At 35.6% G+C, this 23099-nt stretch carries 17 protein-coding genes and 5 pseudogenes; 17 read left to right on the top strand and 5 right to left on the bottom strand.

Translation table 11 applies throughout. The features are described 5' to 3' along the window. The 4 genes from LDX58_RS23900 to LDX58_RS23885 all read left to right on the top strand — a co-directional run. A partial coding sequence (locus tag LDX58_RS23900; RefSeq protein ID WP_227940036.1) for an aldehyde dehydrogenase family protein occupies window positions 1-362 on the top strand: 362 nt, incomplete at its 5' end. A gap of 273 nt (window positions 363-635) precedes the next feature. After that, entirely contained in the window at window positions 636-821 is a 186-nt protein-coding gene (locus LDX58_RS23895; protein WP_227940029.1) for a hypothetical protein, read from the top strand. Next, window positions 821-2329, top strand: coding sequence for a sodium/proline symporter PutP (gene putP, locus LDX58_RS23890; RefSeq protein ID WP_227940028.1), 1509 nt, complete (start codon window positions 821-823; stop codon window positions 2327-2329). Before LDX58_RS23895 ends, putP begins: the two co-directional genes overlap by 1 nt. Before the next feature lie 286 nt (window positions 2330-2615). Continuing rightward, complete coding sequence (locus LDX58_RS23885; RefSeq protein ID WP_227940027.1) at window positions 2616-2768, top strand: hypothetical protein; 153 nt, start codon at window positions 2616-2618, stop codon at window positions 2766-2768. 96 nt (window positions 2769-2864) lie between these two features. Here LDX58_RS23885 and LDX58_RS23880 read toward each other — a convergent pair. Further along, window positions 2865-3155: pseudogene (locus LDX58_RS23880) on the bottom strand (IS4 family transposase); the annotation flags it as partial. Between the two features lie 420 nt (window positions 3156-3575). Between LDX58_RS23880 and lysA the strand changes: the two are divergent. The 8 genes and pseudogenes from lysA (at window position 3576) to LDX58_RS23830 (ending at window position 10645) form a co-directional block, all read left to right on the top strand. After that, a complete protein-coding gene (gene lysA, locus LDX58_RS23875) occupies window positions 3576-4895 on the top strand; it encodes a diaminopimelate decarboxylase (RefSeq protein WP_227940025.1) in 1320 nt (439 codons plus the stop codon). Window positions 4896-5602: 707 nt separating this feature from the next. Further along, a pseudogene (locus LDX58_RS23870) lies at window positions 5603-5887 on the top strand (biotin/lipoyl-containing protein); the annotation flags it as partial. Window positions 5888-6701: 814 nt separating this feature from the next. Next, on the top strand, window positions 6702-7631 hold the full coding sequence (locus LDX58_RS23865; protein ID WP_227940024.1) for a sugar ABC transporter substrate-binding protein: 930 nt from the start codon (window positions 6702-6704) through the stop codon (window positions 7629-7631). Between the two features lie 174 nt (window positions 7632-7805). Continuing rightward, a pseudogene (locus LDX58_RS27015) lies at window positions 7806-8743 on the top strand (IS4 family transposase); the annotation flags it as partial. Between the two features lies 1 nt (window position 8744). After that, entirely contained in the window at window positions 8745-9542 is a 798-nt protein-coding gene (locus LDX58_RS23845) for a BCCT family transporter (RefSeq protein WP_227940038.1), read from the top strand. Between the two features lie 334 nt (window positions 9543-9876). Beyond that, entirely contained in the window at window positions 9877-10233 is a 357-nt protein-coding gene (locus LDX58_RS23840) for an IS3 family transposase (protein WP_227940019.1), read from the top strand. A gap of 12 nt (window positions 10234-10245) precedes the next feature. Then, window positions 10246-10503 (top strand): DDE-type integrase/transposase/recombinase, encoded by a 258-nt coding sequence (locus LDX58_RS23835; RefSeq protein WP_227940017.1) that lies wholly within the window; start codon window positions 10246-10248, stop codon window positions 10501-10503. A 7-nt stretch (window positions 10504-10510) separates the two neighbouring features. Continuing rightward, on the top strand, window positions 10511-10645 hold the full coding sequence (locus LDX58_RS23830) for a hypothetical protein (protein ID WP_227940015.1): 135 nt from the start codon (window positions 10511-10513) through the stop codon (window positions 10643-10645). A gap of 40 nt (window positions 10646-10685) precedes the next feature. On the opposite strand, the gene LDX58_RS23825 is transcribed toward LDX58_RS23830, so the two are convergent. Continuing rightward, window positions 10686-12233, bottom strand: coding sequence for a BCCT family transporter (locus LDX58_RS23825; protein WP_227940013.1), 1548 nt, complete (start codon window positions 12231-12233; stop codon window positions 10686-10688). A 1637-nt stretch (window positions 12234-13870) separates the two neighbouring features. Here LDX58_RS23825 and LDX58_RS23815 point away from each other — a divergent pair. The 3 genes and pseudogenes from LDX58_RS23815 to LDX58_RS23805 form a co-directional block, all read left to right on the top strand. Then, complete coding sequence (locus LDX58_RS23815; RefSeq protein ID WP_227940012.1) at window positions 13871-14920, top strand: proline racemase family protein; 1050 nt, start codon at window positions 13871-13873, stop codon at window positions 14918-14920. Between the two features lie 217 nt (window positions 14921-15137). Next, a complete protein-coding gene (locus LDX58_RS23810) occupies window positions 15138-16670 on the top strand; it encodes a BCCT family transporter (protein WP_227940011.1) in 1533 nt (510 codons plus the stop codon). Next, window positions 16666-17302, top strand: a pseudogene (locus tag LDX58_RS23805) (Tn3 family transposase); the annotation flags it as partial. The gene LDX58_RS23810 and the pseudogene LDX58_RS23805, both read left to right, overlap by 5 nt. A gap of 126 nt (window positions 17303-17428) precedes the next feature. On the opposite strand, the gene LDX58_RS23800 reads toward LDX58_RS23805, so the two are convergent. From LDX58_RS23800 to LDX58_RS23790, 3 genes are all read right to left on the bottom strand, one after another. Then, window positions 17429-17572: an IS3 family transposase gene (locus tag LDX58_RS23800; protein ID WP_227940010.1), complete on the bottom strand. Its 144-nt coding sequence runs from the start codon at window positions 17570-17572 to the stop codon at window positions 17429-17431. Window positions 17573-18259: 687 nt separating this feature from the next. Continuing rightward, window positions 18260-18544 carry a DUF4368 domain-containing protein gene (locus LDX58_RS23795; protein ID WP_227940009.1) on the bottom strand — a complete coding sequence of 95 codons (285 nt, stop codon included), beginning with the start codon at window positions 18542-18544 and terminating at the stop codon, window positions 18260-18262. Window positions 18545-18780: 236 nt separating this feature from the next. Then, window positions 18781-19737, bottom strand: coding sequence for a recombinase family protein (locus LDX58_RS23790; protein WP_227940008.1), 957 nt, complete (start codon window positions 19735-19737; stop codon window positions 18781-18783). Between the two features lie 2094 nt (window positions 19738-21831). Here LDX58_RS23790 and LDX58_RS23785 point away from each other — a divergent pair. Both LDX58_RS23785 and LDX58_RS23780 read left to right on the top strand, forming a co-directional pair. Continuing rightward, window positions 21832-22698 carry a MurR/RpiR family transcriptional regulator gene (locus LDX58_RS23785; protein ID WP_227940007.1) on the top strand — a complete coding sequence of 289 codons (867 nt, stop codon included), beginning with the start codon at window positions 21832-21834 and terminating at the stop codon, window positions 22696-22698. A gap of 186 nt (window positions 22699-22884) precedes the next feature. Beyond that, window positions 22885-23099: pseudogene (locus LDX58_RS23780) on the top strand (hypothetical protein); the annotation flags it as partial.

The raw sequence follows: 23099 nt of genomic DNA, 5'->3' as shown, positions 1-23099 counted from the left end.
TCTATATTAATCCAACTATTTTTGGAGATGCCGATCGTAATAGTAGAATTATGCAGGAAGAAATCTTTGGCCCTGTCCTTGCGATTGCGAAAGCAAAAGACTGGGAAGAAGCGATTGAGATTTATAACAGTACAGATTACGGTCTGACAGGTGGATTTTTCTCTTCCGATCAAGCTCGTATAGACCAGGCAATTGAACGTATGTATTGCGGGAACTTATATGTGAATCGAAACTGTACGGGTGCCCTTGTAGGTATTCATCCATTTGGTGGATTTAATTTATCTGGTACAGATTCTAAAGCCGGAAGTTACGAATACATTAAACTATTTAGTCAAGGAAAACTCCATACACAAAAAATTTAAGTTGAAAGAACTTACCAAATGATCGTTAATTATAACCTCAACAAAGTTATATGATTGTTTGGTGAGTTCTTCACCAAAAATTAATTTATCACGATTTAAGAGCTCTTACTAAATAGTAAAGTTTGGATCATTAAATATCTTTTTCATTGACTAACTAGAGATCCATCTCCTTTTTACACGAAAGAGGAAGAATATGTTCTCTAATAACTGGATCAAACTTTTTAATTTTTATAAATGTAAACGATTCCAAAAAAACAAAAGGGGCTGTTAAAAATGGAACCTACCTTTACTACCGCAACTTTATTTTGGTTATTTGTTCCTCTGCCATTATTAATCGTATTTTCTCTTGTATCTCTTTTCACTCAAATCAAAAAAGAAAAAAAACAAAAGAATTTACTACCCAATTTAAATCGAGTTCATTATAAAGAAAACCTTACATCTGAAAGAGGTGAATCATAATGGGGTTCATTTCGCTAACTGTTTTTGTTCTATATTTTGGCTTACTTTTTATGATTGGTTATGTGGCTTATAGAAAAACAAATAATTTTTCTGATTATATTTTAGGTGGAAGGAAACTCGGTCCTTTTGTTGGCGGGATAAGTACAGGGGCTTCAGATATGAGTGGCTGGCTGTTGTTAGGAATGCCTGGTGCTATTTATGTTGGTGGAATGTCAGGGATCTGGCTTGCTTTAGGACTGGCTATTGGAGCCTACCTTAATTGGCAATTTGTCGGAAAGAGAATTAGAGTGTTCACACAAATATCAAACAACTCACTCACACTCCCTGACTTCTTTGAAAATCGTTTTCGTGATAAAACTCAAACTCTAAGAGTTATATCCTCTTTGTTTATTTTAATATTCTTTGCCTTTTATATTTCTGCAGGTCTAGTTGGTGGAGCTATTCTATTCGAGTCCACGTTTGGAATATCGTATACGATAGCTTTATGGACGGGGGCAAGTGTGATCGTACTATACACATGCATTGGTGGGTTCTTTGCAGTGGCATGGACCGACTTCTTTCAAGGTATATTAATGTTTTTGGCTCTACTCATTGTACCCATCGTTTCTTTCTATTATCTAGGGGGATGGAATGAAACGGTTGCTCTAACTGGAAATATTTCCATAGACTATTTAAATGTCTTCTCAGGAACTACAACATTAGGCATTATCTCTTTGCTAGCTTGGGGTCTTGGATATTTTGGACAGCCTCACGTCATAGTTCGTTTTATGTCAATGACATCATCCCGAGATATAACAGTAGGACGATCTATTTATACCATCTGGAATGTATTGGCGCTTTTCGGGGCTATTTTTACAGGTTTTGCGGGGATTGCCTATTTTGCAGAAGCTCCATTGAGTAACCCTGAAACAGTTTTTATTGAATTTGCAAAGGTACTATTTAACCCATGGGTTACAGGTGTACTATTAGTAGCCATTTTATCAGCGATTATGAGTACAATTAGTACACAATTGTTAATTTCAGCAACGGCTTTATCTGAAGACTTATATAAAGGATTATTTAGAAAGAAAGCGAACGAGAAAGAGTTAATGTTAGTAACTCGAATTGGGATTCTACTAATATCTCTATTCGCTATTGTGTTAGCTTTTAATCCAGAAAGTTCGGTACTAGGCTTAGTAGGATACGCTTGGGCAGGGTTTGGGTCTGTCTTTGGACCAGCTATTTTACTGGCTATCTTTTGGAAAGGATCTACAAAAAATGGTATTCTCGCTGGAATGATAGTCGGAGGTGTTACTGTAATCTTATGGAGCCTTTTATCTACTCCTCCAATGGGGGCAGATGGTTTACGAATGGATCAATCTGCAGCTGTAATTCCATTTTATTTATATGAACTTGTGCCTGGCTTCTTTTTATCGATAATAACGATAGTTCTTTTTTCTAAAATCGGATCGGCACCAAGTAAAGAAATTATTGAAGAATTTGATCTGGTTAAATCGAGTAATATTTAAAGAATAGAAGAGAAGCAGTCCAATACTAACCAATCTTCCTTATAATAGGAAGCTCGGGTAGGTTGGTGTGGGATGTGTAAATAATCCATTTGGAAAATAGAGAAAAGATTTGATTGTAGTTTAAATAGAAGAGTAAGGAGCTGTCATTGGGTTATAGATTAGCTCCTTACTCTAATCTATATATTAATTTCTATGCTGTATATAGATTATCTAAAAACTAAGAAACTAATATTAGAATATATTTATTTCATAATCAGAAAAATTCTTTTAAATTGGGGGTATCGTGATGTGGATAGTTACTGCTTATTCAACAAAAAAAATTACAATGTTTGAATTTGATACAGAAAAAGAAGCAAGAGAAGCTCTTAAAACCATTCCTGGTTACAAAATTATATCTGAAATTGTTTATTTTAACGATTATTCTTTAACTAAAAATTAAGTTTACCTAACTTTACAATTGAGGAAAGCTACAAAATATAAAAAATGAAAAATTAATAAAAAATCTGATTCCTTCTATTTTCTTAATGTAAATAACTCAACTTTCGCAGACCAAACTAGGTAGGTAAGCCCTGATGTAGCTTGCTAAACCTGCAATCCATTGTACCATTTTATTTTTTAATAGTTTTTGTGTTTGTTTGTTGGACTTCTTCAAGATATCTCGAAGAAGCTCGATTAATTGCTGCAATGTGACAGCCCAATCAAGTTCATTCACTTCGTCACAAAGGCCATAAAATAAGCCACCTAATGTACGTTCATCGGTATGGCAACGATCTTGCCATGAAAGAACGATATATCTAGTAAAAACAATGGTTGTATGACAGATAAGCACATGAAAAGCTAAAGCTTTTTCGAATGCCTGCTTTGCGCAGTTGTTTCGATAGTTATAATTCAGAAAATACAACTGGAAGTTCATTTGGTAGTTGCTCATTTGAGTGTTTTTCCTTTATTATGGAGAAGGCACTTCTTCTTTGTGGTAATGGTTTCTAGTCAATTCCATTATACCAAAGAACGGGGTGCTTTTTCATGTTTAAAAGCACTTGTCAAGCAGCGAAGCTGGTGAACCTTAAAGCTTTGATATACCTACTCAAAAGTCGGTTTTCAATGTGCGAAAGTTGAGTAAATAAATAATACAAATTGCTCTTCATTTTTCAGTACTAAAATTATAGATTAATTAATTATAAGAAGTAGTAGGTAGAACTTTCAGGTTGCTTTATTTTTGATGTAAGTAAAAGGAGAGAATCTGTATATGTTTATGCATGGCACGAGTCGGATAAATAAAAATGGACATTTAGAAATCGGTGGTGTAGATACTGTACAGCTGGTACAAGAGTTTGGTACTCCACTCTTTGTGTATGATATCGCCTTGATAAAAAAGCGTGCGATTCAATTTCAAGAAGCATTTGAAGATGAACAGGTTCCTTTTAAAGTCTCTTATGCAAGTAAAGCTTTTAGTTGTGTCGCAATGTATCAGCTTGCAAGTGAACTTGGATTAAGTCTTGATGTTGTTTCAGGAGGTGAATTATTCACTGCTATTCAAGCAGGGGTTAAGTTGAAGGATATTCATTTTAATGGAAATAATAAAAGCTTAGGTGAGCTTAAGATGGCAGTTGATTCTGGAATTGGCTGTGTTGTAGTTGATAATTTCTTTGAATTACGTCAGTTAGGAAAAATATGTAAAGAAAAACAGAAGAGGATGGACATTCTGCTTCGTATTGCTCCGGGTGTTGAAGCACATACACATGAGTATATATCAACCGGTCAAGAGGATACAAAATTTGGTTTTGATTTGATTAGTGGTCAAGCTAAAGAAGCAATAAAGATTGCTCAAGACGATGAATATATTAATCTACTTGGCATCCATAGTCATATTGGCTCACAAATTTTTGAAACAACTGGATTTGTTATGGCTGTTGAGAAAATTTTTAAATATATTATGGAATGGCATCTGTCTCTTCAGTTTGAACCCCAAATAATAAATCTTGGTGGTGGCTATGGTATTCGGTATACTGATAGTGATTCACCACTACCAGTAGACGAATATGTAAGAAAAATAGTCCAAGCTGTAAAGCGAAAAGTGGAAGAAGTTAAAATTAAAATGCCTGAAATTTGGATTGAACCTGGCCGTTCGATTGTTGGTGATGCTGGAACTACGCTCTATACAATAGGTTCGAACAAAGTTATCCCAAACGTTCGTCACTACCTCGCAGTAGACGGTGGAATGAGTGACAACTTACGTCCATCGCTTTACCAAGCAAAATATGAAGGAATATTAGCCAACCGTGCTAATGAACCTGCAACAGACACATTTTCAATTGCAGGTAAGTGCTGTGAAAGTGGGGATATGCTAATTTGGGATTTAACTTTGCCAAAAGCTATGGAGCAAGATATTCTCGCCATATTTTGTACAGGTGCATATGGATATACCATGTCAAATAATTATAACCGAATTCCTAGGCCAGCTGTTGTTTTCATCGAAGAAGGAGAAGCTAAACTTGTTATAAAACGTGAAAGCTACGAGGACCTAGTCCGTCTTGATCTATCAATAACAAAAACAGTGAATCAATAATTATTCAAAGCACCTGTTGATCTTTATTACTCTGGTAGCTCAGTGAAGAAATTAAGCAGCGAATATCGCGTGTCTCATATTTAATCGTTAAGAAGCTTCCCCTATTAAATATTAGTGGATGGTACAGCTGCAACTTTATATTTTGCCAAGTTTCAAAAGTAACTTCTTCATCTTTAGGAGGGAAACGACATTCTAAAAGAGGTTATGGACATTTTTGCGTAAAAATAAGCTAACTACCGTGTTTGATCAGAATAAGCATTCCATTCAAACTCTATGTTATAGATAGCTAGAAGGAAGTATTACTATTCTTCACAAAAGGTTGAGTCCAATCGTGAGCGTGAAAACAAGGTAATAACCAATAGAATAAAAGAGACCTATACAGAAAGTACTCAACGTTATGAAGCTCAAAGATTCATTATATCCTTTCCGGAGAAAATTAATTTGGCGAGCTTTATGCGAGTTCAAGATTAATGAAGAAAGCTGACATCACTTCCATTATCTAAAAAATATTGACCATATTTTAATAAGGAAACCGTGAACTGATATCATTTATATTAATACATAAAAACGATTGGTGTTATTTAGATTTGTTATAGATTTATACTCCTAAAAGGATAGTTGATTCCTTTTAAAAAACGATGACGATTTATTTGATCATACAAGCATTAGCCAATGCCTATTCAACAGAAGTACCAGCACCTGGTTAGCCGCGTCAAGTGATAATGAATGTGAAAACGACATCTGTTGCGCGTCCGAAAGTAGATAAGAATAACCCAAACCAAATTGGTGCATCAATGCAAGGGCCGATTGTTAAAATACTAGTATACAAAGGGAATAAAGTCAAAAAAGGTGTCCATCTAATGATTACAGAAGCGATGAAGATGGAGATGGCGACAACGGTGCAAGCAGCATTTGATAGTGAAGTAAAAGAAGTATATGTGAAAGATGGTGATGCAATACAGGTAGGTGCATTGTTAATAGAGTTATTTTAAGTAAACAATTGGGTGTGTTAAAAATTAAGACTTTACACACATTAAATTCTCTCTGCAATATATTTTATTTAATTGAGAGGAGGGTATTCTTGTCTACAAACATTCATAGGGAAGAGACAATCGATACCATCAATACAAAAACAAGAAATTTGATCGAAATACTGAAAGATAAAAATATCATAGTGAATTAATAAAATTTCGCTATATTAGAAAATATGACATTACCGAGGCGATTTCATTAGAAACGTAAAGGTATTGTCTTTTTTATTAATTTATTTAAAAAAAGGATTGAATAAACCTTTTTTTAAATAAATAATTTACGATGAATCTTATAGGTGCTAATATACTATTAAAGTTAATAATTTTTTAAAAAATTTTAAAAAAGGGATTGTTATGTGTACAGTTAAGAAGCTGGAGAAATTAGAGTAAAGTAAAAGGGGTGGTTTTATTCTTTCTCAGGAGGACTGCATTGAAGTTGGCGGTCTGGATATGGATGTATTGGAAGCGAATCAAAAGTCTTTCGAATTACACGGTCGCAACGAAGTAGTCCAACCTTCTAAACCGGTCATGGTGGGGGAGACCTGAAACTGAATAATGACGATTTTTTAATCAGGGGGATCGTGATGTGGGTAATAACTGTCTATTTAAACGAAAATATAATTTGGACTCATGTTCTTATGTAATTGAAAAAAAGCTGACATAGAGCAAGACCTTTAATCTATTAATATGTACTTACGGGAAAAATTAATTGGGTCACCACAACAAGTGTTGAAGGGATTGACGAGGAAAAATGACAAGAAGATGGATGGTTCCAATGATTTTGGTAGTATTTGTTGTTATCTCGATTGGCTTCGCAGTTACATTTAGTAAAAGGGATGAAAAGCCTAAAATTGTTGTCGTTTTGCAAGAATTAAACTCTGTTCATTCGAAAATCGTTAATGCAGGATTAGAAAAAGGATTTGCGGATTTTGATTTAGATGGGAAAGTCATTGCGCCTGATACAAAATATTCAACCGCAGAGCAGATTACTATGTTGAAAGATGTTTTAAAGCAAAAACCAGACGCGCTAATCGTTACTCCAATACAATCATCTGCTACTATCCCCGTATTCAAGGAGTTTCAAAAAAAAAATATCCCTGTGATAATGTTGAATCAAGACGCTCGATGGGAAAATCAAACTACCTTTGTTGGGACAGATCCCCTTAGGCTTGGAAAAATGGCAGGAGCGTTATTATCTTCTCTTACACAGCCAGGAGATCAAGTAGTTTTTATTTTCGAAACGAAAGACAATTCAGTTGAGAATGATCAGATTAAGGGAGCAAAAGAGACTTTGGAAAGGGTTGGTGTTGAAGTTGTCATAGAACAGCAAGGGCAAGACGAACTTGGGAACGAGAGATCAGGAATGAGCAATATATTACAGAATTATCCGGATATTAAAGGAGTGTTTGCCACAAATGACAGCATAGCTTTAAATGCACTAAAAGTAATAGAGGAAAAAGAATTAAAGATTCCTATCATTGGAACGGAAGGAGTTGGGGAAATGCTGGAGGCAATTGAAGAGGAGAGGTTGGACGTTACCTTATCCAAAAATCCTTATGATACGGGGTACCTAAGCGTACGGATGGCATTAAAAGCAATTAAGGGAGAATACATAGAAAAAAGAATCGATGGCGGAGTTGATATCGTTACAAAAGAAAATGCAAAAATGAGAATAGATTTTTATGAAAAAGAAGTATTTAACTAACTCAACTTTCGAAGTTGAATTTAGGCCTGTATGCTTGTGATGGCTTTGTTTAAACCAAATTTAATATAAGTTTGCTTTTCTGCAAGTCTCGTGTTTTGTATAAAAAAAGACACCTTCTCTTTGGTATAATAATGGCGACGAAACCAATTACACGAGAGAAAGGTGTCACCCATTATGTTATCTAAAAATGATTCTTTTGTCCATCTATCTAAAGCTATGAAGAGAAGTTTTTCTGACTTGAAAATTGGAAATCACTTACGCAATGCTGGTGTTACCAAGAAACTTGGATTTTCTTGCCTATCTGTTTTTCAACTTCTGTTTCTTTTGGTATTTGACACCGCAATTGGTATCAAGCTGGCTTAAGTAAACAGGCAGCTGATCTTCCGGTAAGATGCGATTTATCGCTTTTTAAAAGTACCAACTTTTAATTGGCGTAAGTTCTTATCATGCCTTTCTTTTGACGTAATCCAGCGCTACAAACCTTTAACTACAACCAAAAGGGTATCGGTCTTTATCATTGATGACTCTGTTTATTCACGTAATCGGAGTAAATGTGTGGAGCTTCTTTCGCGTGTTCATGACCATGTAACTCATACATTTGTAAAAGGTTTTTCGCTTTTAACCTTGGTTGGTCGGATGGATATTCCTTTGTACCCGTTGATTTTGCGCTGCTTAGCTCATCCAAGAAAGACAATCGATTTTGTGAAATCCATTCATCCATTGATAAGAGAACATCAGGTTACAAACGCCGTTTAGAAGCGATAAAGTCAAAACCAGATGTGGTGTCCAACCTGATTCAGTTTGCCTTGGAAAAAGGAGTAAATGTAGATTACTTTCTAATGGATACTTGGTTTACTCATGCCCCATTAATAGAATCCATTACTGAAAAAGGGTTAGATGTTATTGGTATGGTCAAACAAATGAAGCAACGTTACCATTATGATGACCAACTTATAAAGCTCGATGAGTTGTTCAAGTTGGTCAAGCCTACTCTTGGGAAGAAAGACCTTCTAGGGTCTATTCAAGTCAGTCTAAACAACGAAGTCCAGACAACCGTAAAGATTGTTTGTGTGAGAAATCGCAATAAGAAGAGCGAATGGTTAGCTGTCCTAGATCCATCACCATGATGTTACTCTTTTTCTGTTAGGATATGTGTTGATTTTCGGAGACGCCCAGTTCATCAGTAAAATCAGCACTGAAGCTTTTGGCAATATCATGGATAATTTTTGGAGTAAGATTACTTATAATAATACGATGGTACCCGAGGATCAGTGGTCGAATGAGTGGACAATTACTTACTGGAATGCCTTTATAATCTTTGCTCCTGTTATCGGAATGTTTTTGGCTCGCCTGGGAAAAGGGCGAACTGTTCGCCAATTTTTGTTGTTTAACATACTTGTACCATCTATCTTTTGTATCATCTGGATTGGGGTTTTTGCCGGTATGATTATGAAGGTGCAGTCTTCTGGTCTAGTAGATGTTTGGGCTGCTGTACAGGAGTTCGGAATGCAGACTACAATTTACCAGGTTCTTGGTAATATGCCCGGCGGTACTTTCATTCAAATAGTTTTCCTTGTAACCGTTATCTTTTCCTTTGTAACTCTGGCCGATCCCATGAGCTCTGTACTCGCTACTCTTTGTGTTCGTGACCAGCAGATTGATGATGAACCACCTACAAAGATTAAAATTTTAATGGGAATTATTGTGACTACAGTCTCTTACCTTCTTGTGACTTCTGGAGGTTCTGATTCCGTTAAGGGTCTGTTGAATCTGGGAGGATTGCTGATGACGTTTCCAATGCTGTGGTTGTTCCTTGAAAACTTCCGCATTGGTGGGAATCTGCTAAAGAAAAAGAATGACTCTTTGGATTCTAATAAAGGAAATAATGCTCCCCTAAAAAAGGAGGCGTGATAGAAATTAATGCTACCTTAGAAAAGGAGATGGCGGAATAATAGTTTTTTCTGTATATAAAGGGGCCTGCTCTCAGTTATCTACGTACAGCAAGAGGATTTCGAGGGAATTTTTGAAGCGATGCAAGGAAATCCTGTGACCATTCGTTTATTAGCTCCTCCTTTTCGCGAATTTTTGTGGGATAAGGAAGAACTGATAGTTTAAGTTACAAAGCTCAGATGATAGATTCAAATTCTAAAGAATATGGAACAAAGCAGTGCGTAAATGAATTCAAGTTCAAATGTAAAACTAAGAAGCTGTCTCCTTTGAGCGGCTTCTTAGGAGAGAGGAAAAAATGACAAGAAGATCTGGATATTCAGCCAAAAGAAAGAAAGTAGGCGCTCTTCAAATTAAAATGATTTTAGAGAATGATTATTATGTCTTTATGAATCATAAGAAAATTAGAAGGTTAATGAAAAAGTATGACCTTAAAGCAAAAATAAGACAAACAAATTCCTATCGAAAAATGTTTAAAGCGACTCAAGAACACCGTACTTGTCCTAACCTACTAGAGCGTCAATTTGATCAAGGAGAGCCTGATAAGGTGTTATTAACAGACATCACCTACCTTTACTACGGTAGAGGGCAGAAGGCTTATTTATCATGTGTAAAAGACGGTTCAACGAAAGAAATTGTTGCTTACAACGTCTAAAGTTCATTAGAAATGGAGCTTGTTTATCAAACATTAGACAAGCTTGTAGAAGCCACTGTTCTCTTTCATCCAGAGACTATTCTCCATTCAGATCAAGGATTTCACTATACGCATCCATTGTTTCAGGAGAAGGTAAAGAAATTAGGAATACGTCAGTCTATGTCTAGAAAGGGAAACTGTTGGGACAATTCTCCAATGGAATCATTCTTTGGTCATTTCACGTCAATTACAAAGCTGCGAAAATCTTACGCAATTAAAGCAGGAAGTTAATGAGTACATGGAAGAATACAATAATTATCGTTACCAGGGATTAATGAAAATGACCCCGGCTCAATACCGAGGTCATTTACTAGCTCTTAAAGTCTCTTTTATTAAACTGTCCATTTTATGGGGGATAGTTAATCCAAGTTGATACAAGGCTTTCTTTAATCAAATACATTTATATAACTTCCTTAACATTTTTCATTGGTTAGTTTATCATCTGTCTTCTTTTTTTTCCTATTTCTTAACTGTCCAATTCCCATCTCTCTTGCTTCCTTTTGTAAAGATTTAAGCAAACTAATTACCATTAGCCCAATAATAATTGAAAATGGAAGAGCTGCAATGATCATTGTGTTTTGAAGAGCTTGCAATCCACCAGAATAAAGCAGAGCAAGAGCAGTAATGGCAAGAACGATTCCCCAAGTTACCTTAATTTGACTACTTGGATTTTGCGATCCGTTCGTTGTCATCATACCTAAAACGAATGTACCAGAGTCTGCGGATGTAACAAAGAACGTAACAATAATAAGAATAGCTAAAATAGATAATGCCATGCTAAATGGATAGCCTTCTAAAACTCCGAAAAGCGATTCTTCGGCTGATAACGAAGATATTGATAGCAACCCAGACATTTCTGTTGTAATTGCTGCACTTCCGAATGTCGTAAACCACAGGAAACCAATAAGTGATGGAACTAGTAGAACACATACAACAAATTCACGGATTGTTCTTCCCTTGGATACTCTGGCGATAAAAATACCTACAAATGGAGACCAAGCAATCCACCATGCCCAATAGAAAATTGTCCATCCATTAATCCAGCTTCTGGCCTCTTCGTTAAGTGGGGCAATTCGAAAACTCATATTAATGAAATTTTGCATGTAAGCCCCTATAGTATCAACAAATAAATTTAAGGTGAAAAGTGTTGATCCAAAAACAAATACAATTAAGAAAAGGACGGCGGAAAGTCCCATATTTAAATTACTTAGGATCTTAATGCCTTTGCTTAAACCAGTTAACGCAGATATCATAAACAAGGCTGTAACAATAAGGACGATTACAGTTTGAGTTGTCATATTAATTGGTAATCCAAATAAGTAAGATAGTCCTCCATTTATTTGCATTGCACCAAATCCTAGTGTTGTTGCAACCCCGATAACAGTTGAAATAACAGCTATGACATCAATAACGTTACCAACTGATCTATCTGCATGCTTGCCAATCAGTGGTCTTAATGTTCTGCTAATTAAGACGCGTTCACCTTTTCTAAAGGTAAAGTAAGCAATAGCTAAGGCAACGCACCCATAGATTGCCCATGCATGTATACCCCAGTGAAAAAATGTAAATCTCATTGCATCTTTTATGCCTTGATCAGTACCAATTTCTCCTGTAGGTGAACTTATCGCGTAGTGACTAATAGGTTCGGCTGTACCATAGAAAATTAAACCAATACCAACACCTGCACTAAAAAGCATTGCGAGCCAGGTTGGTCGCGAAAACTCAGGCTTGTCCTCCTGTTTCCCAAGTTTAATTCGACCAACTGGACTCACTAATAAATAAAAACATACGAATACAAATACTGATACTATTCCTAAGTAATACCAACCCAATGAACTGGTAATAAAATCTTGTGTGCTACTAGTGATACTCTCTAACGATTCAGGCATTGCTATTCCCATTAGTACAATACCTGCCACTATCACTAATGATACGTAAAAAACAACTGAAGCATTCTTCATGTTTTAAAAAACAACTCCCATTTTTGATTTGTTCGTAGTGGGCTTTATTTCGGTTGGAGAAACATATAAAAATGTAAAACCAATATTAAAATAGAACTGTTTTTTTTGAAGCATTAGTTAACTTAATCACTTACACCTAATAAAAACTTTTAGGCAAACCATCAAACTCTCTAATATCTTATCCATCTTTGCAACAGGCTATTTGTGAGAAAATTTGGTACGAGATAAATGAATGAATACAGTAGAGAAGTAATCAAGCATTTGAATTAAAAAAATGGAATTTTGAGGGAGCTTTTATAGTGTAAACGAAAGAAGTCCTATCAACACATGTGAAATTCAGGCTCTATTCGAGTTTTAGACTTACTAGTCCTCATTAGAGTATGTGAACACTATTATATCTTAATAATATTCGGTTTATGTCGTATATTGTAGAAGCTAGGAGTATAAATATGGGAAATTGAATTTTTTAAATCAAACGTTAATAGAACAATGCAAGTGAACTTGATTAAAGTTGAAAAAAATGGAAGTATATAAAACTAAATATATAGTGTTTGCATGACCAGATTTAGAAAAAAATCTTATTAAACGGATATGTTGAAGAAAAGCAAATAACAAAACAAAGTAAGGTATTTACTGCATAGTACAAGGATACTATTCAATGAAAGGATATTTAACAATCAGACGTAAACCATTAATAGGTAAGCGTCTTTTTATTGTGTAAGGACAGGATATTTAGATCAATATTATTCTACTACCCATATTGTTGAATAAAACTACTAATCACTGACCATGCTCCTAATAGATTGAAAACTCAATAAATAATTGCGGGAGTGTATAGTTATTATCCGAAGCTTGGACGAAGTATCAGTCCGATAAAAGAATTGAAGGCTATTCGCTCCTAACGATGAAAAACTACTATTTCCAACTTAGTGTGCTAATACGACATTTTGGAGATATAGAAATTAATAGCTTCTGTACGGATTCATTGAAGAAGTACCTAGTAGAAGAAGGGGAACCTCTAAAGCATTCAAGTTTAGGACATTGAATAAGGCTTCTTAAATCGTTATTTAAATGGTCTTATGAAAAAGACTATATCTCAAAAAATCCAGTTGCTAAAATTAAGGAGTCTAAACTAGGAAAAAGAATCCCGAAGTTTCTCTCTGAACAAGAGATTGAACATTTAAGGGAGTCTTGCTCCTTTAAGAATTATTTTCTTATTATTACTGTACAGAAGTATTTGATTCGAGGTAAAAATTTTCCTTTTTTTTAAAAAAAGGTTTACATTAAACCTAATATAGTGTTTAATTATTCACAAGAGTTATAATTTTCAGATAAAGGGGGCGCGCTTTATTTAAAACAGGGTTGAAATATGCTGAAAACAGTCGTTTTGTAAAGATGGAAGAGGGAAAGGAGGAAGTAGTCTAAAATTCAATGGTAGAAGCAGTTATTAAAGAAAAAGGCATGGCAAAATAAGCCAACTACCAATAATATTTTTGGGAATATTCAGTTATCAGAGAACCAAGTTACAGCTGCCATCACTTGATTATTATAGATTACTAAAAGTAACGCTAAAGGCAAACGAAACGAATTTCATTGCATTTTGTGCCTTGAGCGAAGTGAAAGGAATGGGTATAAAAATGAAAGTTAAAAATGAAGGCTCTTTAGTGATTAAAACGATTGATACACATACGATGGGAGACCCCACTCGAATTGTTGTCGAAGGCCTGCCAAATATTGAAGGTAAAACCATGCTAGAAAAAAAGCAGAAACTGATTGAGGAATATGATTATATTCGTTCCAGCTTAATCCTTGAGCCAAGAGGACATAAAGATATGTTTGGTGCTGTGTTATTGGAGCCGGTAAATCCAGCGGCTGACATTGGTGTGGTGTTTATGGACACTCAAGCCTATTTAAATATGTGTGGACATGGTACTATTGGCGTAACCACCGCCTTATTGGAAATGGGATTGATCGAAAAGGAGGGGGAAGAGGTAACCCTCAACCTGGATACACCTGCAGGATTAGTAACGGTTCGGGCTAACAAGAAAAACAATCGGGTGGAGAGCGTATCTTTTTTAAATGTTCCCGCCTTCTACTGGGGAGAAGAAATCAAGGTTTTAGTAAAAGATCTCGGCGAAATTCATGTTGATATTTCTTTCGGCGGAAGTTTCTATGCTTTTGTCTATTCTAAAGATATTAAAATGGACTTAATTCCGGAAAATGCGGATCGAATGGCCGAACTAGGAATGAAAATTAGGGATGCGGTTAATGAACAAGTAAAAGTGGAGCATCCGCTCAAAAAAGAAATCAATAAGGTAGATTTAGTCCTGTTTATAGATGAGTCAAACAATGAAGGTATTCACACTAAGAATGTTGCAGTCTTTGGAGACGGCCAGGTAGCAAGGTCTGCCTGCGGGACGGGATTATCGGCCCAAATGGCACGTCTGCATGCCATTGACCAGCTTTCATTGAATGAGGAGTTTTTTACTGAAAGCATCATTGAAACCGTATTCAAGGGCCGATTGTTGGAAGAAACTACGGTTGGTCATTTTAAAGCTGTTATTCCTGAGGTTACCGGCAATGCATATGTCATGGGTAAACATGAGTTTTATATTCATCCAGTCGACCCATTATCAAAAGGCTTTCTTCTTAAATCGTCTGATCAAAAAATTAAGTGTTGTAAATAATAGAATCCTATAAGGACCAAGCCGTCTGCGCGGGTGCGTAAAACACCCGTATTCTGTGATCCGGCATTCTAGTAACCAAATGCCGGATCACGTCCTATATCTGTTTGCCCATGCCATGTATGAGTTTCTCAAACCGAATAATATTAATATTCTTAATATTATGTATTAAGTAGTTGGAATTCATCAAAAAATAATAGATAAGGAAGTGAATTGTTTAATGAAGAAAGGGAATTCGGTATTGTATGTTTCCTTAACATTGATATTTTCTTTTATCTTGTGGGGCTTGATAAGTTCAAAGAATCTAGATGCGACTGTTAGTGCAGTTGAATCCTTTTTTACCAATCAATTTGGCTGGTTATACCTGTTAGGCACGTCTGGAACTCTGGTCTTCTTATTCTATCTAGCTTTTAGCCGGTTCGGTTCGATTAAACTGGGAAAAGATGATGACAAGCCCGAATTTAGCAATTTTACCTGGTTTGCCTTTTTATTTTCTGCAGGTACTGGAATCGGTCTAGTATTTTATGGTGTAGCAGAGCCATTCATACACTTTATGAATCCTCCAGGCGAAACATCTAGTCAGGTAGAAGCAGCCAATACAGCTATGAGATATTCCTATTTTCATTATGGATTTAACGCTTGGGCCATATATGGTATTGTTGCCTTAGCTTTAGCTTATTTTAAATTTCGAAAAAATACTTCTGGGCTGATCAGCGGCATTTTTTATCCAATTCTAGGGGAACGCGTCAACGGTCCGTTAGGAAAGATGATCGATATCGTAACGGTTTTATCGACGATATTCGGGGTCGCCACGACGTTTGGATTTGGAACAGTACAAATCGCTGGAGGGATTTCCTACCTTTTTTCCTCTATTCCAAATTCCATTGTTACCCAGTTCTGCATCATCGGCGCCGCTATGTTGTTATATCTTTTATCGGCGCAAACAGGCTTGAGTATAGGGATGAAGTATATCAGTCAGATTAATATTATCCTTTCGCTGATCCTGCTAATATTTGTATTTATTATGGGGAATCCCCGCTTTATCATGAATGTCATCATGAATGGAACCGGCGATTACCTGCACAATCTTGTGAAAATGAGCTTCTTTACCGAGCCCTTTAGTGAGGAAAGCAGTAAGTGGGTACAAGGATGGACCGTCTTTTATTGGGCCTGGTACATTTCTTGGGCTCCATTTATCGGTTCGTTCATTGCCCGTGTTTCCAAAGGAAGAACGATTCGGGAATTCGTTATTGGTGTTATTGCTGCCCCAACGGTCTTCGGTATCATTTGGTTTTCTACCTTTGGCGGAGCGGCATTGTCCCTGGAGCTTTTCTCAGGAATCAAAATCAGTGACGTTATCAATACGCAGGGGGTGGAATTTGCCATCTTTGCACTGCTGGAGCAATTTCCGTGGAGCTTTACGTCCTCTTTACTGGCGCTTATCTTGTTATTTACCTATTTTGTCTCATCAGCGGACTCTGCTACCTATGTCCTAAGCGTCCAAACATCAGGTGGAAATTTAAATCCATCTAACTGGTTAAAATTTATTTGGGGCTTGATGGTGGCAGGAACAACCGCTCTCTTACTTTGGGTAGGCGGGTTAAATGCCTTGCAGACAACATTGATGATTGCGGCTTTCCCGGTGGTCGTTTTGATGATTTTGATGAACGTATCGCTATATAAATCACTGAGGGAGGAAGAAATAGCTGGCCAGAGTAGCAAGATTCACAGTTCTCACGTGAAAAGTAGTTAATTTTGAAGATGGAAGGCTACATGTCCATCGTTTGGAGAAAAACGTACCGGAAACAGCACGAGAATATAGTTTATCTCTATATAAGCTAATCCCTCGTGTGAAGTTGACTGATTTGCTTATGGAGGTGACAAGTTGGACAAGATTCGAAAAGCAGCTTTTTTTCATGCTTCCACGCTACATCCTCCATTAGAAGAGGAAAAGCCAGCAATTATGGCAATGGGGACAAACATTGGTCTTACTAAAATGGCGGAAGTAACACAAGGAGTTTCTTATAGGCAAATGTCCAAAGCCTCGTAGTGGCGTTTATATGAAGATGCCATGAATAAAGCGAGTCGTTCTGGTGAATTTTCAGCATCAGTTTAGTTTGTCATTCTACTGGGGTGATGGTGCAACATCTACTTCAGATGGAATCCATGTTCAAGTAGGAGTTTCATCTTTCATGCTGAAGCAAATCCACACTATGGGACGAAAAAGGTGCAACCATTTATCGCTTTGTCAGTGATCGATTTTCTAGCTTCTATACGAAAGTTATTAACACAAATGCAAGAGATGCTGTTCATGTCATAGATGGTCTATTACATCATGAGACTGATTTGCGAATTGAAGAACATTATACAGACACAGCAGGTTATTGTGGCTTTGAAATAAAGTTGCGATGTTTATAAAAAAGACGCGATATTTAAAAAAAGTTGCGAAGAAATACCTCTTTGGACATGATGAACTGTACCCCATAAAATGGACAGTTAATAAAAATAGACTTAAGCAGCTAGTAAATGACCTCGGTATTGTGCCGGGGTTATTTTCATTAATCCCCACTGGTAACGATGATTATTGTATTCTTCTATGAACTCATTCACTTCGTGCTTTAATTTTGTAAGGTTTTCGCAGCTCTTGTAGCTCACGTATCAGATATTGCTTATATTTTTAAGTCAGGTGAAAGTATAGTTGACACACAAAATAGTTTTGATATTGTTGAGGCAACTGTAGCAAGAGCATGTAACCTAACAGAAATAGATTTAGCAGTTCAAGCCAAAAGGGAAATCGGGAAACTATGGGATGACATTAATAGAGCTCCTTACAAAATTCTTTTAATAGCGGCGTAGGTAGTTTGGAGCTTTGGAGACAAGTACAAATCTTGACGGTAGTTGAGGGAGAATTATCAAAAAAAGAGAAAGAGTTAAGCGGTAGAGAGAGATTATATGCAATTCATGGTAATCGATTTATTACTCATTTAGTTTAACAGAAAACAAAGGATATTGAAGGTATTACTGAATTAATGTTAACCGAAAGTGAAAAAGAAACAATAAAAACTTATACATCAGATGTGCTTATCGATTTGATATCCATGGCGGAGGCAGAGTACCCTGATTCAATGCTAGCTAGTTTATTTAAAAACCTATCAAAATGCAAAGAACTAGGCTGTATTTATTCTAGACGAACTAATGAATAATGATAATTTGTTGCGTTAATAAGTGTTGAAACTCACCAGCACCCCATGTGTTGCCACATACACTCTGGACACGTTGAGTGCGTCTCACAGATAGTTTTAAAAGCAGCAGAACCCCCAAAATAGGGTATTCCTGCTGTGTTTATTTGATTTTTGGGGCTGAAAACCGATAGTGGATTATAGGCGCTCCATCAGCTTTTACTTCAATACGATTAATTAAACGATGTAAAATCTCTGGTGTTAACTCATCAAAGTTTAGAAATTGAAGTAATTCTTGTTTTAACAACTCGATGTTATCCACTGTTTTTTCACTTGCCATTGCTGTGAGTAAATCGGTCTTTTTCTCGACTAACTCTTTAATTTCAATATTATTAGCTTCAACAATTTCGCAGTATTCCTCTTGAGTAATAATCTCTTCAGCTAACATATTAATGTACTTTCTTTTTCGACCCTTTATTATATTGACTTGCTTCTCGACTTTATCGAGTTGCTTTTGAAGGCTTTGCTTCGATTTCTTTGATTGAGCTTCTAACTGCTTAACGTATTGCCCTGATAAATTTCTTTTACTAACTTTTGAATGTCAGTTAATACAGTATCTTTGAGTAAATCTTCTTTAATCGAATGACTACTGCATGCCTTTTTACCGTGCCGTGCATAATTGCCTCATACATAACCCTTTCGGTTGCTCCGGTACCACATTCCTTTTCCGCAATCATAGCAGAATAGAACATTTGTAAAAAGATGTTTCTTTGGTGCCGTTATAAACTTAGTGCGAATTTTCAATTGCTGCTGAACCGCATCAAACACATCCCGTGGGATTATCGCTTCATGCGTATCTTTAACGATAATTTGATTTCCCCGTTCAACTTGTCTCCTTTTCTTACTTGTAACACTGACAGTAGTTGAACGATTTTGTACTAAGTCCCCAACGTAATGAGGATTAGTAAGAATAAGCTTAATGGTTAAGTCATTCCATTTATCTCCTGCATTCTTTTTACCAGCTAAATCAGCTGGTGTTGAAATGTCTTTATTGTACAGCCTTCTTGGGATACTTTGTCTACCACTTCCAGCTAGATACTCTTCAAAGATCCTTTTTACAATACTAGAGGTATTATCATCTCTAACATACAGTGTTCCTTCTCGAACCTCATATCCATATTGGGGATTAGAACTCTTGAAAAGACCTTTTTTGGCTCTAGTACGTATGGTCTCTTTCACCCGATTCGATGTATTTTGAGATTCTTGTTCATACATCCAGGCGTATAAACCAAACATGTTAGTGTTACCTATCAAAGTATTAATCGCATTATCTAAAGTGATGATATGGATCCCGTGACTCTCGCAAAGGTTTTTAATTTTGTAGGATAATTCTCCATTGTGAGCTAGACGAGAAAGTTCTTTAGCTAAGATGATATCGAACTTTTTTGCCTGATCCTCTTCAATCATCTTTTGAAGATTTATTCTTTTTCCCGTAGTTCCTGTCTGGACATCCATATAAAATTCATAAATGTCCCATCCTTTTTCTTCAATGTACCTGTAAAAAAGCTCCTTTTGGTACTTTAACGATGCTTTTTGCTCCTCCTTATCAGTTGACACTCGAATATATACTGCACATCTCATTCTTACATCATTTCCTTGAGTAATTTGAGATGTAGCAGTGTTTACCTTAGTAACATTATTTACGAGACACATAAAATTATAACGTACCTTGGTGGAGTGACACCAGATTGTGTTTTAGAGGTGTTAACTTGCACATCTCTATGTAATTAGAAAAGGTACTTGGATTTTTATGTTAAAATATAACAGAGTTTAAGTACATAATTTCACAAATATAAAGAAGCTGATATTCCCTAGACTTAGACGGAAAACCAGCTTTTTAGATTCTATCTTCTTTGAAGTTATTGCGCGTTAGACCTATAATGCGCAACAATTTTCTTTATAGGTGATTTTGTAAGTTCTTTTCTAAATGGATTTAGAATAATATTTTATCTTTCTTTTACAATCGATCCATATTGTCGAAAAAACCATTGTAAATAATACAAATATTTGAAATGATTGTAACTGGAATAGTTTGCTATTTAATAACAGAAGAAACTGTATTTAAAGGCGATTTGAATATTTTCTTTTACCAATAGTTTTTTTTAAAAAAAATAATGTGTTTGAAGTCTGTGATCCAATGGTTTACTCAACAATTTTTTATAAAGAAATTAATAATAATAGGGGGAATACTCTGAACGAAACACCTGATAAAGTATTCATTTCATATTCATGGAGTTCACCGGAACATAAGGACTGGGTAATGGATTCTCCTAGTCGGTCGGATATAGCAAGAGGTCTTATTTTTAAGTCATGATGAGGATTTATTTCTTCAAGAACAATGGCACAAAACTAATGATGGTATTGTAAATAAGATGTTGGCTTCAGAATCTTATAAAGAACTAGAAAAGAGCAAATACAAATTACGAAGAGGCATTAAAAGTTTCCTGCAAGCACCATTAGGTAGCAGTATTATTGTAGGTCTTATAACTACAGTACTAGGTGGTATAATTATCTTTTATCTCGGAATGAACTAGCTACTAAACTTTAGTTGATTTATTACTATGAGTAGGTCCAACGATAGGGCTCTTTTTTTTATTAGTGTTTATTGAAAGCCTTTTCGCTTTCTAAAATGCTTATTCTTCAACAATCAGGCGCTTTACATCAATAATGGTCTTCCACAACCAGGCACATAGTTGAGTACTAAGAGCCATTCTCTTAGTTTAAAATAGGTGGAGGTGACTAGGTATGGCTGAATATAAAGAAATTGACTGTTGGAATTGTGACAGTCTTGAACTCCATAAGGAAATAGACGAAGGTGTATGGAAGTGTCAAAGGTGTGGAAATAAATCATATGAATAAACTAATTATCTTCTGCAAACAGGCGCTTTTGTATATAGTTAATTAAGTATATACAAAGTTTAATTTTTAATAATATTTAAGAGCAAGCCTTTTACTGGTTTGCTCTGCTTTTAAAGATCGATATAAAGCTGGAGTCGAAACCCCAGTAGCTTCCTTAATTTCCTTTACTGGCATCTGTTTAGAATGATACATTGCAATAGCGTGTTCAATTTTTGTTGATTAACCTTTGGTCTCCCACCTTTACGTCCTCTAGCTCAGCTGCCTTTAGTTCAGCCATTATTATGTAGGAGGCATTTTTGTATAAAATTCATTATCGAAAGATTTTGGAATTACACTAAAAACAAGCGTGACAAAACATACTACGTGAATTGGTCTTAAATCCTACTTACAGAGAAATGGCAGACTACTACAACACTGTTGTGACGCCTGCACGGGTTCGTACTCCTATAGATAAGGCAAGTGTTGAAGGTTCTGTAGGGTTGATCTAAATGGATTATCGTAGCATTAGGAAATACACATTGTTTCAGTATCGATGAATTGAACGAACCAAATTTTTAATAACTTAACTAAGATGTCCATGATAATATACTAGCATCATAACATAAATAAGAGCAGTGGTGAAAAATGACCCACTGCTCTTATTTCCTATTTGGATAAAACCTTTTTACTCTATTTTGATAATTTAATAAATTTTTTCATTAACAATTTAGAGCCCAAACGAGTGCTCCACCAGTGAGATGATGTATAATTATTTAAGTAAATAAGTTAAAAGGGTAACATTATTAATGATCAATAAAATTAAGAGGAAGGTGCAATATGGAAAAAGTTCAAGAAAAAAAGAATGTCTTAGAGCATATTATTTCTATAAAAGATACTTTGCCAAATAAACAGAAACAATTATGTGATTATATTTTAAACAACCACCAAGATATTGGACTGTTTACTGTTAAAGAAGTGGCAAATAAAGCGAGTGTAGGAACTACAACTGTTTTGAGGTTGGTGAAATTATTAGGTTACGATAGTTTTTTTGAATTAAGAAAAGAATTTCATGACATTCAAAAAGATTATTCAGATAAGTGGGAGAAGGTGCAAAAATCGTTTGATAGTAATGATGAAAAAAAACACATGACCCTTTCTGCTATTTTTCATGAAGGTGTCCATTTAATGGATAAAACTCTTAACCCACAATTAATTGAAAACTTTAATGTGGCAATGGATTTAATAGCTAATGCTGAAAAAATTAATATACTCGGATTACGTCCGTATAAAGCAATTGCAATATATTTAGAGTTACTTATAGAAGAGTTTCACTCGAAAACTAGGCAGCTCAGTTATGATAGTGAATCTATGTTTGACCGAATTCTTCAATTTGAGAAGAATGAAGTTTTTATTATATTTAGCTTTGCTCCGGACACTCAACGAGCAATTGATGCTGCAAAAGTAGCATATGAAAGAGATATTCCTATTATTTTTGTTACGGATCATTTGTCTAGCCCGATTGCTGGTTATTCAAGCGTCATACTAAAAACTGAGTCTAGTGAAAATCATTATACAATAATTCCAATTATTGCGCTGGTTGAAGCTATAGTGGTTGAATTAGGAATAAGACAATCAAAAACGTCCATTCAAAAAATACAAACTTTAGTCAACACATTAAAAGATAAAAAAATAATAGTTGAATAAAAGCGTTTTCTCTGACATTACTAAGGCATTTTGCCCAAAGGTAATGTCATTTTTTTAGACTAAGCAGCCTGAAAGGGACCATATGAACCTTTTTATAAAAAAATGATTTACAACGAATCTAATGGGTGCTATTCTATATTTAGAAGTTGGAATATTCAAAAGTATTTCAGGGAGTTGGGGGAAGAAATGAGTACAGTAAAAAAGCTAGAGAAACTTGAACAAAGTAAGAGGGTTGGTTTCATTTACCTTTCACAAGAGGATTGCATTAAAGCTGGCGGTCTGAATATGGAGGGGACACTGAGTGCAATTCAAAAATCTTTCGAGTTACATGGACACAACGAAGTTGTTCAACCTTCTAAACCAGTTATTCGTTGGGGAGGGCCTGAAACGGAAGAGACAAG

It is taken from the genome of Alkalihalobacillus deserti, assembly GCF_020734105.1.
GTDB classification, from domain to species: Bacteria; Bacillota; Bacilli; order Bacillales; family Bacillaceae_D; genus Halalkalibacter; species Halalkalibacter deserti.
Note: the sequence above shows the minus strand (reverse complement) of the source record. Positions and strands in the feature narration are given on the sequence as shown.